The sequence below is a fragment of the Muricoccus nepalensis genome (genome assembly GCF_006438825.1).
Taxonomy (GTDB): domain Bacteria; phylum Pseudomonadota; class Alphaproteobacteria; order Acetobacterales; family Acetobacteraceae; genus Roseomonas; species Roseomonas nepalensis.
The window spans coordinates 1-13,284 of sequence record NZ_RCZP01000074.1; the positions used below are offsets into that span (position 1 = coordinate 1).

Genomic DNA, 13,284 nt, shown 5'->3' on the forward strand with positions numbered 1-13,284 from the left:
CGAGGACGGCGTTCATCGAGCCGGGCAGCCCCTGGGAGAACGGCTACGTGGAGAGCTTTAACGGCAAGCTGCGCGACGAACTGCTGAACGCCGAGGTGTTCAACACACTCGCCGAGGCCAAGGTCCTGATCGAGCAATGGCGCCGCCACTACAACACCGTTCGCCCGCACTCCTCGCTGCACTACCGCCCGCCCGCGCCAGAGGTCGTCCTAACGCACCTCGGCAGGCCACCACACGGCCAAACCGCCCACGCCTCAGCCCAGCTCCTGCCCATGCGCCATTAACATCCGACCCGGCGTACCTCGTGGGGGCTTGTCACTCACGCCTGGCCACTCCCGGGCGGCCAGGCGAAGGGGACTTCGCCCGCAAAGCCCAATCCGAACGCCGCCGACACGCCATCGCAACCCCCCTCCGCCTCGGTGTTGCGACGACCGCGTGAATCCACCCAATACGCATCCGAGGCGTATCGTGAGCTGCTCGCCGCCCACGGCCTGGCGGGCTCGATGAGCCGACGGGGCAATCCCTACGACAACGCCAAGACCGAGAGCTTCATGAAGACGCTCAAGGTTGAGGCTGTCTACCTGGCCGCCTACGAGAGCTTCGAGGATGTCACCGCCGACCTTCCGCGGTTCATCGACGGTGTCTACAATTCGCGGCGGCTGCACTCGGCCCTGGGCTATCTCAGCCCCGTACAGTTCGAGGATCAACACGCCCGGCAGGCGGTCAAAACAGCGGCCTGAGCCTGTCCACTCCCAAGGGCGCACTCCAGGCCCAGTCCACCGCCCGGCGCCGCCACTCCACAAGGGGCGCGCCAGCCGAAGCCATCGCAGGTGAGCAGATCGACCAGGATACCGGCGAGATCCCGGAGCAGGGCCTTGATCCGCTGGTACCCATAGCGCTCGTATTGCCGGGCCAGGTTGGTAATGCTCTCGGTGAGCGCCACCTCGTCGTCGGCCTGCCTCGGCGCCTTCCGCTGCGTCGAGCGGTGCTGACCCAGCACCTTGCAGGCAAACCGCTCCGAGACGTCCAGCCTGCCCGTGACGTGCTCGACGCAGGCGCGACGACGGGCGGCGCTCACGGGTTTCCCGAGGCGGCTTCCTTCAGCACCAGCTTCTCGAGCGTCAGGTCCGCCACCGCCTTGCGGAGCCGTCCGTTCTCCTGCTCCAGCTGCTTGAGGCGCTTCACCTGGTCCAACTTCAGGCCGCCATACTCGCTCCGCCAGCGGTAGTAGCTCTGCTCCGTCACCCCGATCGTGCGCACCGCCTCAGCGGCGGTCCTGCCCTGCGCCAGCAACACCTCGACCTGACGCAGCTTGGCGACGGCTGAAGGTATACCTTCAGCCCTCCGGCTTGTGGTGCTTCCTTGCATCCCAACACCCTCCACGGTTCCGCCGGGCTCACTCTACCGGCGGACCGCTTCTACGCGGGAAGGTCAAATTCGCGCACCGATTCGGCCCTTCACCCAGTTCCGTTACGCTTCAGAACACGCGAGAAAGTCCAGAATTTAGACGGATTGTAAGGAATTATCAAGCGTTTGTGAAAAGCTTTGCCTCTTAGCTACGAACTAGCCAGAGTGCTCCATGACCGCCGCATTCCCCTTCAGGAGCAGCTCGCTTGGGAAGGCAAACCTACGATCCATTCGTTGTATACGATGTGGACGGCAAACGCGCAGGCCAGACAGCGGCTTATCTGACCGAATGTGGTTTGCCGGCTGAGGCCTACAGTCAGGTAGATGAGGCATTGGAACGACTAGCGCATGCACCGCTTAGTCTAGTTTTGATTAACTGGGCCGGAGCAGTTCCGCAACAGGCTCTGCAGATCCTGCAGAGCGTCCGCTATGTCTCCAATGTCCCATGCGTTCTCCGCGCTGTAGAGAGCAACGACGATGCGCATCGGGTTACGGGTTTCAACGCAGGCGCCGATGATTGTATTCCTGGTGATTTTACCGACCAAGAGGTAATTGCGCGCATCCGCGCAGTTGTAAGGCGTGCCCGCTTTACCGTGCCAGCTCCGACGCTCACACAGCCCTCCTTTCCATCGACTATGGCCAAAACCAACTGTTCTCCTTGGCGCCTCGCAATTGACCAGCGAGATTTAATTGCACCCTGTGGGACGCCTTGCGGGCTTTCGACGGCCGAGTTCGATTTTCTTTACTATCTTAACCGTAGGCGAGGCTTACCGGTTCCGAGAACAGTTTTGTCAGAAGAGATTTTTCGCCGACCTTGGTATCCAGAAGATAGAGCAATTGATAATGTCGCTGCTAGATTGCGCCGAAGGCTAGCGCCATTCTGTAACGATCCAAACATGATTAAAGCAGTCCGTGGCGTGGGCTACGTTTTTACTGGGATCAGACAGCAAGATATTATTAATAAACAATCTACATTGTAGAGATATGTTCTATTTGATTTTGTCGCATTGTGTACGCAACACTCGACGGGCAAATAGATTCTCAAGAAGATTTGATTGCTGGGCGAATCATCGTCCTAGTGAGCCAAAAGGGTATATGAGTAGATGCCTGATTATGCTTCTATTCCTGGTGGCGAGACGGACTGGTATGGCACTCCCGGCAATGACACGATCATCGCCGACAACCTTCCTGGCTTCACGTCGGACAACCTCATCACAACCTTCGGCGGCAACGACCTCGTCTACGCCGGCCGCGGCGACGATCTCGTCTTCGCCGGGACCGGGGATGACACGGTCTATGGCGGCTCGGGCAATGACGTGATCTACGGCGAGGCGGGCCAGGACATCCTGTACGGCGAGGCCGGTGACGACATCCTCGACGGCGGCGCTGGCGACGACTGGCTCAGCGGCGGGACCGGACGCGACACTCTCTTCGGTGGAGCGGGCAACGACACCCTGCTCGGTGGCAGCGGCAACGACGTTATCTCGGGCGGCGCGGGCGACGATCTCATCGACGCGGGCTCGGGCAACGACACGGTGGCTGGCGGCGACGGCGCCGACACGATCTTCGGCGGGACGGGCGACGACCTCCTCCAGGGTCAGGGTGGGCACGACCGCCTGGTCGGCGGCAGCGGCAACGACACGCTGATCGGCGGCCTCGGCAACGACACGCTGATCGGCGGTTCGGGCGAGGACACGTTCTTCTTCGCCTCGAACTTCGGCAACGACGTCGTGCTCGACTTTCGCGGCGGCACCGACCAGATCGAGATCGTGTCCAACATCAACGGCACCGGCATCACCAGCGCCGAGGACCTCGCCGGACGGATCACCGAGGATGCGACGGGCGCGATCATCACGCTCGGCAGCGACACCATCAAGCTCGTCGGCGTGTCGGCCAGCGACCTGGTCAGCAACCTCGACAGCTACGTCAAGATCGTCTGATCAAGACGTCGCCGTAGGACAGGATCATCGATGGACGCCTCCCTGTCTGCGGACGTTCTCCCGACGCCGGACCAGAAATGGTCCGGCGTTACCTTTTCTGACGCCTCTCCCCGGCCTCGCATCTTCACCTTCGCGGCCGGTCTCCTGGTTATCGTCCACGATGCGACGCTCGCCTCGTCGCCGGGCTCACTGGCAGTTCAGGTAGACGGTCACACCGTTCCGGCACCCGTGACGGCCCTTCGGCTCACCGAGGGCAGCCTGTCCCTGCAGATCATCATGGCACGACGCTCCGCCGTGCTGAGAGCGCCCGGGGCCGACGAATCCTTTCTCGTCGAGGTCTTCCGCGACAGCACGATGGACTTCGCGGGGTATGCCGACCGCGCATCCGGCTCCGGTAACGTCATCGATTTCGGCGCCTTTGTCGGAGGCCTTCCCCTCGGGATGCAAGCCTCGCTTCTCTATGCGCTGGTCGGCGCCTGCACCAACATCTTCAAGATTGAACCCGGGCACCAACTCGTCCGGGAGGCTCTGCGCCTAGCCTCGAGCAACGCACCAGACCGCTCGGCGGGACCCTCCGCGCAGGCCCTCTCGGCCACGGCCGACCCCCACTCGGTCTGGGCTGTGCCCGGGTCCCACCCCGCGGGTTCCTGGTACCTCCTCACCGCACGCTCGACCCGGCGGATAGCCGCGCCCGTCGCCGGCGTGTTCGTTCTCGATGAGCCTCTGCGCCCTTCCGAGACCACCCTTCTCCTCCCCCCAGGGCGGCCAGGGCATCACGCCCCGAAGCCCCTTCTTCTACGCGCCGGCCCCGCGTCCCTGCCACGCTTGCTCGAAAGCGTACCGGGCCGCGAAGCCGCGGAACGCGCCCTCGCGGCGGCCCTGGCACGCCGGGTTGCCGCCGAGCCGGGCAACAGCAAGCTGAAGCAACTCCTCCGCGACCGGCGGCTGCTTGCCCCGCTTGTCCCGGCACAGGTCCTCGACAACCCCGCTCGTCCTGTTGGAGCCGCCCTAGAGATCGCAGTCTCCGATGGTGAAGGGGGCGTCTTCATTGGCGGATGGATGCGGGACCCCTTCCATATGGTAACCGGCGGCCTCGCATTGCGAGATCCGTTGACGGGCCTTCGGCAAGAAGTGCCAAAGGCGATCACCAAGTGGCACGCACGCCCGGACCTTGCAGAGCGGCTCTCAAAGACCCTTCACGGAACCGCGGACAGCAACCCCGGCTTCCTGGCGCATCTTCCCGACCTTGAGCGGTTGACCGGCGGCCCCGTCGCGCAATGGGGGCTCGACCTGCAACTGCGGTCCGGTGAAGCCATCTCCCTTGGGGCTCCGCCCAGTCTCCTGCCCCCGGTATCAGCACGCGACCTGGTCCTGCGAGCCGTTCACCCGGCCGCTCTGCGGCACGATCTCCTCGACGACTGCATCATCCCGGCCGTTGCACGCCTCCAGCGCGGTGTCCTCGCTCCGATCGGCGCGCCGGACGTCGTGCAGATCGGAGATCCTCCCCGAAAGCCGCGGGTCAACGTGATCATCCCCTTGTACAAAAACCTCCGGTTCCTGCGCTTCCAGATCGCGGCCTTCGCCCAGGACGCGAGCTTTCGCGCCGACGCCAGCCTCCTCTTCGTCCTCGATTCCCCCGAGCAGAGGGCGGAGCTCGAGCACCTGCTGCGCGGCCTTTATGGGATCTACGATCTTCCCGCGACCATGGTGGTCATGCCCGTTAACGCAGGCTACGCCAGCGCAAACAACGCTGGCGTTCTTGCCTCTGATCCCAGCGCGAAGGCCGTTCTCCTCCTCAATTCCGACGTCATCCCCTGCGCTCCCGGCTGGCTCCGGGCCATGCTCCGAAGCCTGGAGCGGGACGATCGCACCTGCGCTGTCGGTCCGAAGCTTCTCTTCGAGGATGGCTCGGTCCAGCATGCCGGGCTGTTCTTTGCCCGAGAGGGCGCCCAGGGCGACTGGCTCAACGGGCATTACGGAAAGGGAATGCCACGCCGTTTCCCGTCAGTGGAGCGGGCCGGCGAGGTGCCGGGCGTGACCGGCGCGAGCCTCCTCGTTCGTCGCGACGCCTTCGACGCGGCCGGCGGCCTCTGTGCGGATTACGTCGTTGGCGACTACGAGGACAGCGATCTCTGCCTCCGCCTGCGCGCCCTGGGCGGAACCATCCGCTATGCCCCGGAAGCCGAACTCTACCATTTCGAACGGCAGTCCATCGTCGGCCATGGCGGCTACGCCAGGACCCTCGCCTGTGCGCACAACCGGCGAATTCACCACCTCCGATGGGACACGGCCATCTCCGCCCTGATGAACCAGTTTTCAGGCGATGGAGCGCAAAGGCCCAAGCGATGACGACACCTCTCCGCCTCCTCGTGCTCGCCCACAACCACCCGGACCTGCAGCCGGGCGGAACCGAAGTCGTGGCCAGAAGCCTGTTCCGATCGCTCCGCGACCGGTCATGCAACGTAGAGGGCCTCTTTCTGGCCGCGGTGAGCGCCGCCTACCGGGATGCCAAGCCTGGAACGCTCCTCCAGTCCGCCCCTGGCGGCCAGTCCGACGAGGCGCTTATCCGCCTACCGCACTTCGACCGTTTCTTTCTCAGCCAGATCGATACTCATGGGCTGGCTGCGACCCTCGTGCCGCTAATGGGCCAGCTTCGGCCCGACGTGATCCACCTTCATCACCCCCTTCAATTCGGTGTGGAGACCATCGCGCTTCTGCGGCGCCTTGCACCCCGGCGAGCGAAAATCGTCCTCACCCTGCACGACTACTTCGCCCTCTGCCCGCGCGAGGGGCAGTTGCTCAGAACGGACGGCCGTCTTTGCACCGGCCCCTCCCCTGACGCCTGCCGCCGATGCTTGCCCGACCGCTCAGCCACGGACCTCATGCTCCGGCAGATCTCCCTGCGGAACGCCTGCGAAAGCGTCGATGCCATCCTCTCGCCAAGCGAGTTCCTCAAGGAAAAATTCGTCGCGGCTGGATGGGCAGCCGACCGGATCAGCGTCCTGTCCAACGCAGCGCCGGTAAAGGGTTCGCCAGTCGCACATCGGCCGGTGGCGCCAGGCGAGGCCCGGAACCGCTTTGCATTCTTCGGGCACATCAACCGCTTCAAGGGATCGCTGATCGCCCTCGAGGCCTCGGCGAAGCTCTCCGCAATCGGGGTGTCTCACAAGCTTTCCCTCCACGGTGGAACGGCCTTCCAGCCGGAAACCTTCCTCGCGGAGTTCAGGACCGCCCTCGCATCCGCACCTGACGCAAGGCATCACGGCATCTACTCAGCCGCCGAGATGCCGGCGCGCATCGCGAACGCCGACTGGGTCGTCGTTCCGTCCATCTGGTTCGAGAACGCCCCTCTGGTCGTCCTCGAAGCCCTCCATCACCGCCGGCCGGTCATCTGCGGCGACGCGGGTGGGATGGCGGAGCTCATCCGCAACGGCGTGGACGGGTTACACGCTCCCATCGGCGATGCGGATGGGTGGCACGAAACAATGGCTCGAGCGGCCTCCAATCCCGATCTGTGGCAGACCCTGGTGAACACCATGCGCCCTCCGCAGAGCTTGGACCGAGCCGCTGACGCACACCTGGATCTCTACCGTCAGATCCTTCGTTCCCCAACCGGCCGGCTGGCGTCCACCCCAGCCTGACCCGTTCCTGTACGGCGAGAGAAGAACGATGTCCGAGAGCGCAGCCATGGTCGACCAGGGGCCCGTTACCCGCGGCGCCGCCATCCAAGGCCTGATCGATAACGTTGAGCCGGGCCGCCTGTTCGGCTGGGCCTGGAACCAGGCCAATCCGGATGACCGCCTTCGCATCGAGCTACGTCTCGGCTCGACTGTCGCGGCCTCCACAACCGCCTCCAGCCTTCGCCCTGACCTCGCCGGCAGCGGCATCGGTGACGGGCAACACGCCTTCGACCTTCCACTCACGCCCGAAATCCTCGCAAGGCGGGCCGAGATCTCCGTTGTTGCCATCGCAGAAAACGGGGAAGCTGTGCCGCTTCCGATACGCGCCGCCCGGCGCCCGCCCGTTGTCCTGACCCCGGTCGCCCCGGCGACCCAAGCGGGAAACCAGAACCAGAGGGAAGCCGAGCTCGCCGCGGCGGTGAAAACGCTGTCCGAGCGGAACACGGATCTGCAGGAGCGCTTCGACACCTTCGCCGCTCGCTCGGACGAGGAATTAAAGGCGGCAGCCGCCGCTGTCGCCGACCTCCTGGAACGGGTGACGACCCTCGAGATGCGGTCGGTTGCCATCGATGAGCAGCTCGCCCTCGTTCAACGGCAAAGCCTCGGCTCCGCCGGTCCGAATGGACGCCGGCTCGACACCTGGCAGATCGCCCTCTGCTGCTTGGTCTGTTTTGCCGCCGGTAGCGCGCTTGCATGGTCTGTTGCGGGTATCAGTTCCCTTCTCCTGGGACGCTGATTATGGCCGCTGCCCGTTCCACCCGCCTAGCCCAGCCGGAAGGCATCCTGAGCCTCGTCCAGGCCGAGGTAACCGCGTCCATCCGTCTTGCCCTCATCATCGGCGCGGCCGCGATCGCGGCGACCTTCCTCGGCCTGCTTCTCCGCATGGAGGTCTACCGGCTGGTCGTTCCAACCGGGAGCATGTCGACCGTGGCCGGACTTGCCACCGGCTTCCTGATCGTCACCGCGGTTCTTGTTGGCTTGTCGCACCTTCGCTCGCTGACGCTCCTTGCCGCCGGCAACCGGCTTGCCCGCCGCCTCTCTGCGCCCGCCATCCTGCAGGCGGCGGCGCGCTCGGGCGACCCGTCCATCGCCTGCGCAAGCCTCCTCGCTGACGTGGAGGAGATCCGCCGGGCGGTAAGCGACAGCCTCTGCTCCGCGGCTCTCGACGTGGCCCTCGCCCCGGTGACCCTGATCATCCTGTGGGTCATCCATCCCTGGTTTGCCTTCGTCGGCTTCTGCGGCTGCGTCCTCGCGGCCTTCATCAGCCTGCGCGCCGAGAAGCGGGCACTCGACGCCCTGACAGCCACGAACGCCCTCTCCACCCGCACCGCCGGCCTCGTGGCCGACGCCATGCGCTGCGCCGAAGCCGTCGAAGCCATGGGCATGCGTCCCACCCTGGCACGGCGCTGGCTGGTCGATCTGCGTGCGGGCGGGGAGCGCCTGCAAGCCGCACAGGAGACGGGACGGCGCCTTGCCGCCGCCACGTCGTCCCTTCAAAGCCTCACGGCCGGTCTGGTGATGGTCCTCGGCGCCGGTCTCGCGCTGGCGGGCGAGAACCTCGGCGTCGGCTTGATGGCCGCCATGCTTCTCGCCGGCCGACTGATCGAGCCGTTCACCCACCTGGGCGCCGCCAACCAAGATTGGGCCCTTGCCGCGACCGCCTGGCGGCGCGTGAACGAACATCTCGGTCAGCGGGGCGAAAACGCCGTGGATCAAAGGCAGGACTTCGCCTGTCCCGACGGGCGCCTCGTGCTCGAGCGTCTTACCTATCTCCAGCCGCGCACGCCGCGCCCGATCCTCCGGGAAATCAGCCTTGCCATCGAACCGGGCACCGTCACGGCAATCTCAGGGCCGTCGGGAAGCGGCAAAACGACCCTCCTTCGACTGATGCTGGGGATGATCCGGCCCACCGCCGGAGGCGTGTTCCTCGACGGCCACGCCGTGGGGCACTGGTCACGCGAACACCTCGCCTGCCACGTCGGCTATCTCCCGCAAGACCCCCTGCTAGGGGACGGCACGGTGGCCGAGGCGATCGCCCGCCTGACGCCCGAGCCCCATCTGCCAAGCGTCATCCGCGCGGCGCGCCTGTGCGGAGCGGATCGCATGATCGCGCAGCTTCCCCTCGGCTATGCCACGCCGGTTTCGGAAGCAGCAGGCTCTGGCCTCTCCATGGGCCAGCGCCAGAAGGTCGCGCTGGCCCGAGCCCTGTATGGATCGCCGCGCCTGCTTATCCTAGACGAACCGACCGCTTGGCTTGACGCCGAAGGCGAAGCCGCGTTCGGGCCGCTCCTGTCGAAACTCCGCCAGGTCGGGGTCGCGGTCGTCATCAGCTCCCACCGCTCCGGGGTCCTCGCCATGGCTGACCGGCTGCTCATCTTGCAGCTCGACGGCAGCCTGCGCGGCCGGACGCAGGCGGCCATCACGCAGGAAAAGGGCAAGGTCATCGCCTTCAACCCGAAGTCGGCCGCATGAGGATCTCCCCCGCCGCCCCGGCCTGGGCGAAACCTCGCCGCCTCCTCCAGAGCCGGCATGCCATCCGAGGTATGGGCGTCCTGCTCCTCTGCATACTGCTCTCGGTTGGAGCCCTCGGCGCCATGCTCGCGGCCCCGTTGCTCACCATGCACGTCTTCGACGGGGTCCTGCAGAGCCGCAACGGAGACACGCTCCTCGCTCTCGGGGTGGCCTACGCCCTGATTGTCCTTCTCGGCGGCGGACTGCGTTACCTCCGCTCCGCGCTTGTCTCGGCGGCGACGAGCGCCGCGGGACGACGCCTGCAGTTCCAGGCGCTCGGCGCGTCGGTCAAAGGCGCCCTGGCCGGCGACAGAACACGCGGGCTGGCCGCCCTGCGGGACGCCGGCGAGGTCCAGCGGCTGTTCGGCGGGGCCGTTGCCTCGGACCTGCTCGACCTGATGATGGTGCCGGCCGCCACTTGGCTTCTCTTCGTCCTGCATCCCTACTACGGTTGGCTGGCGATCGCAGGCTGCGTTGCCCTGGGCGCGCTCGGCGCCTTGGCGGACCTTACGACACGCGATCTCGTCCGCGCCGCGAGCCACCAACAAGCCCGGACCGTCGCCGCACTCTCCGGACGCCTGCGAAGCCGCGACGTGGTTGACGGCCTCGGCATGCTTCCCGCCATCCTACGCCGTTGGCGGCCGGAGGCAGAGCAAGCGATCGAACTCGGCGACGCGGCCCACCGGCGGGCCCGGGCGATCCAGGAAATCGCGACCTTCGTCAGTCTCACCCTTCAGATGGCGATGATCTGCGTCGGGATTTGGCTCGTCACCTACCATCGAGCCTCGCCCGGCAGCATCCTTGCCTCAACGATGCTCGCCGGCATGGCGGCTTCCCCCGTGAGCCGTATCGTCGCCACCTGGCGGGACTGGTCGTATGGAGTGGTCGCCTGGCGCCGCCTGTCCGCCTTCATCAGGGCGACCGATACCCCGGCGCCCTCCCCGTCACCGACGCCGCCCGTGCCCGGTCTTCAGGTAGAACACCTGAGCCTTCGAACCCCGGACGGCCTGCGCACCCTCGTCCAGGATCTCGATGTCACCCTGGCGCCCGGCGAGGTCGTTGGCATCCGCGGGCCGAATGGCGTTGGCAAGTCCTCCCTCCTCCGAGCCATCCTGGGGATAGCTCGGCCCGAGGCGGGATGCGTTCGCCTTGACGGCGAGGCAACCGACGCCCTGCCAGGGCGCGACGGGCTGACCCATCGTCCCTCGCCGATCGGGTACCTGCCGCAAGGCGCGCAGTTGCTCGAGGGAAGCGTGCTGGACAACATCCGCCGCTTCTCGGAAACCGCCGCCGAAGATGCCGTGGTGGCAGCCCGGGAGGTTGGCGCACACGACCTCATCGGGCGCCTGACCGAGGGCTATGCCACCGCAGCCGGCCACTCCGCCGGGCTCTCGGGCGGTCAGAAGCAGATGGTGGCCCTTGCCCGGGCCTTCTTCGGGTCGCCGGCAATGATCGTCCTCGACGAGCCGGAGGCAGGCCTTGATGCCCACCTCGTCGGCGAACTGCGGGCCGCCGTAGCGCGCCGCCGGGAAAGCGGAACCATCGTCCTTCTGGTGACGCACGATCCCGATTCATGGCACGGCATCGTCACCACCTGGATCGATCTCTCCGCCGATGGGGCCTGGCGCCTCGACACCAACGCCAAGGGGACCTCCCTGTGAACCAAGCCATCTCGGACACACGGACGTCCCTGCCGTCCCACCGGCCGGACGAAAACCTGCCATCGGTCCGGCCTGCGGGGGAACTCGCCCGGGTGACGCCGCCTCATGCCCCCAAGCCATCGACGGACAGCGCCCTCGATCCTTCCCTGGAAGTCGCCCTCGGCGCCCCCTCCCTCCGGAACATCGCGCTCGCGTCCGTCCTCACGCTCACCATCGGCGTCGGCGGCCTCTTCGGCTGGGCGGCGACAACCTCTCTCGAGAGCGCCATTATGGGCACCGGCTCCTTCGTCTCGGAGGGGCGCCGAAAAACGATCACCCTCCTCGAAGCAGGAATTCTCCGGCAGCTCGCGGTGAAGGAAGGCGATGGCGTGCAGGGAGGACAAGTCCTCCTGCGCCTCGACGTCACGCAAGCGGAAGCCGCGGCGAACCAAGCGAGGGCGCTCTACGTCGCCGGGCTCGCGCGCCTCGCCCGCCTGACGGCCGAACAAGCCAATGGACGGATGCTGTCGGCTCCCTCCCTCGCCTCCTCCACTCCCTTGCTCGAGCAGGGCCTTGCCGCCGCCATGGCGACCGAACAGCGTCTCTTCGCCGCGCGGTGGGCCGCGTACGACGGTGCTGTGGCCGCTGCAGGCCGGCACGCAGCCCAGTACGGCGACCAGATCCGCGCCCTGGGCGCGCAACGGACGGCCGCCAGCACCAGGCTTGATGCCCTCCGTGACGAACTGGCCGGCGTAAACCAGCTCCTGGCGAAGGGATTCGCCACCAGAACCCGTGCGCTCGAACTCCGCCGGAACGAAGCCGAAGCTCTCGGGAACCTCGGCCAATACACCGCGCAGGAAGCCCAGGCTCGTGAACTGAAGGCTCAGGCCGAGCTCGAGGCCGAGAACCTCCAGCTTACCCGGCAGTCCGAGGTGGCCCGGGATCTCCAGGAAGCCCAGGCGACAACGGCGGACGCGGCCGAACGCCTGCGATCGGCCGAGGACGTCCTGACCCGGCGAGAGGTCCTCGCACCCGAGCCCGGGACCGTGACCGACATCCGGTACTTCACGCCCGGTAGCTCAATCGGTGCGGGCCAGCCTATCCTCGACCTTGTCCCCGAAGGATCCTCCCTGGTGGTGGAGGTCCGGATATCACCGAATGACATCGAACAGGTCGCCGTAGGACAACAGGTCAACGTGCGCCTGTCGGCCTTCCGACAGCGGGAGGTGCCGTTGATGACCGGCCGGCTGACCTACGTCTCCGCCGACCGCCAAACCGACCCGCAGGGCATCGCCTTCTTCCTTGCTCGCGCCGTGCTCGACCTCGTCTCCAAGACGGAGGGCAAGAACAGCAACACCGCCATTCCGCCGCTCTGGGCGGGAATGCCCGCCGAGGTGTTCGTCCTCGGCGAAAAAAGAACCGTGCTCGACTACCTGCTTCGTCCCCTGCGAGACAGCATGCGGCGCGCCCTTCGGGACTAACCCGAGGCTTGCCGCGTTGGCCAGGAAGAAGCGGCACTCCCGGCAGTGTTCCCACAGGCCCTGGCCGTCCCACCAGAGGACCTTCACCAGGTCGCCCCGGCGGCCGCGAAAGAGAAACAGCGCACCCGAGAACGGGTCCTGGGCCAGCACGCCCTGCACGAGGGCAGCCAACCCGTCAAACCCGCGCCGCATGTCGGTGACGCCGCAGGCGAGAAACACCCGCGTACCCGGAGGAGGTGCGAGCATCAGCGCTGGGCGAGCCCCTCGACCAGCTCGCGCAGGAGCCCGGGCGAGACGTCGCCGCGCATCGTCAGGCGCGAGCCGGAGGGTAAGCGTCGCGGCGGCGACAGGGGCGGAATTGTATTGACGGTGGGCGCTGGCTGAGTTCCGGCGCGCTACGCCGCGATGGCGGGTGCCGTGGCGGGGCTGCTGTGCTTCCAGTTCCACGGCAGCAAGGTGTCCAACTCGGCGGTCTTGGTCCGCCCGGAGACGACGCGCTCCAGCACATCCGTGAGCCAGGCCTGAGGGTCGACGCCGTTCAGCTTGGCGGTCTGGATGAGGGTCATCGCGATAGCCCAGTGCCGCGCCCCGCCATCGCTGCCCGCGAACAGCGCATTCTTGCGAT

11 protein-coding genes and 2 pseudogenes are annotated in these 13,284 nt (G+C 66.5%); 10 read left to right on the forward strand and 3 right to left on the reverse strand.

Annotated features, from left to right (window positions below; all coding sequences use genetic code 11):
• Window positions 1-284 (forward strand): integrase core domain-containing protein (locus tag EAH89_RS29395; RefSeq protein WP_241667263.1); only part of this gene is annotated, 284 nt, incomplete at its 5' end.
• A 219-nt stretch (window positions 285-503) separates the two neighbouring features.
• Window positions 504-740, forward strand: coding sequence for an integrase core domain-containing protein (locus tag EAH89_RS29400; protein ID WP_161993838.1), 237 nt, complete (start codon window positions 504-506; stop codon window positions 738-740).
• A gap of 122 nt (window positions 741-862) precedes the next feature.
• Here EAH89_RS29400 and EAH89_RS32925 read toward each other — a convergent pair.
• Window positions 863-1,368, reverse strand: a pseudogene (locus tag EAH89_RS32925) (transposase); the annotation flags it as partial.
• Window positions 1,369-1,613: 245 nt separating this feature from the next.
• Between EAH89_RS32925 and EAH89_RS29415 the strand changes: the two are divergent.
• The 8 genes from EAH89_RS29415 (at window position 1,614) to EAH89_RS29450 (ending at window position 12,659) form a co-directional block, all read left to right on the forward strand.
• Window positions 1,614-2,387, forward strand: a complete 774-nt coding sequence (locus tag EAH89_RS29415) for a winged helix-turn-helix domain-containing protein (RefSeq protein ID WP_140887466.1) — start codon at window positions 1,614-1,616, stop codon at window positions 2,385-2,387.
• A gap of 123 nt (window positions 2,388-2,510) precedes the next feature.
• Window positions 2,511-3,347, forward strand: a complete 837-nt coding sequence (locus EAH89_RS29420; RefSeq protein WP_140887489.1) for a calcium-binding protein — start codon at window positions 2,511-2,513, stop codon at window positions 3,345-3,347.
• Between the two features lie 30 nt (window positions 3,348-3,377).
• Window positions 3,378-5,696, forward strand: a complete 2,319-nt coding sequence (locus EAH89_RS29425) for a glycosyltransferase family protein (RefSeq protein ID WP_140887469.1) — start codon at window positions 3,378-3,380, stop codon at window positions 5,694-5,696.
• Complete coding sequence (locus tag EAH89_RS29430) at window positions 5,693-6,988, forward strand: glycosyltransferase family 4 protein (protein WP_161993839.1); 1,296 nt, start codon at window positions 5,693-5,695, stop codon at window positions 6,986-6,988. The genes EAH89_RS29425 and EAH89_RS29430 overlap by 4 nt, the downstream gene beginning before the upstream one ends.
• A gap of 28 nt (window positions 6,989-7,016) precedes the next feature.
• Entirely contained in the window at window positions 7,017-7,763 is a 747-nt protein-coding gene (locus EAH89_RS29435) for a hypothetical protein (protein WP_140887474.1), read from the forward strand.
• 2 nt (window positions 7,764-7,765) lie between these two features.
• The gene (locus EAH89_RS29440; RefSeq protein WP_161993840.1) at window positions 7,766-9,499 is read left to right on the forward strand and encodes an ATP-binding cassette domain-containing protein; all 1,734 of its coding nucleotides are present in this window, start codon (window positions 7,766-7,768) and stop codon (window positions 9,497-9,499) included.
• 71 nt (window positions 9,500-9,570) lie between these two features.
• Window positions 9,571-11,199, forward strand: coding sequence for an ATP-binding cassette domain-containing protein (locus tag EAH89_RS29445; RefSeq protein ID WP_161993841.1), 1,629 nt, complete (start codon window positions 9,571-9,573; stop codon window positions 11,197-11,199).
• Window positions 11,196-12,659 carry an HlyD family type I secretion periplasmic adaptor subunit gene (locus EAH89_RS29450; protein WP_161993842.1) on the forward strand — a complete coding sequence of 488 codons (1,464 nt, stop codon included), beginning with the start codon at window positions 11,196-11,198 and terminating at the stop codon, window positions 12,657-12,659. Before EAH89_RS29445 ends, EAH89_RS29450 begins: the two co-directional genes overlap by 4 nt.
• 63 nt (window positions 12,660-12,722) lie before the next feature.
• Here the strand turns inward: EAH89_RS29450 and tnpB are convergent.
• Both tnpB and EAH89_RS29460 read right to left on the reverse strand, forming a co-directional pair.
• Window positions 12,723-12,905: pseudogene (tnpB, locus tag EAH89_RS29455) on the reverse strand (IS66 family insertion sequence element accessory protein TnpB); the annotation flags it as partial.
• Between the two features lie 149 nt (window positions 12,906-13,054).
• Window positions 13,055-13,284, reverse strand: a 230-nt coding sequence (locus tag EAH89_RS29460; protein WP_140887486.1) for a transposase domain-containing protein, incomplete at its 5' end; no start/stop codon positions are given.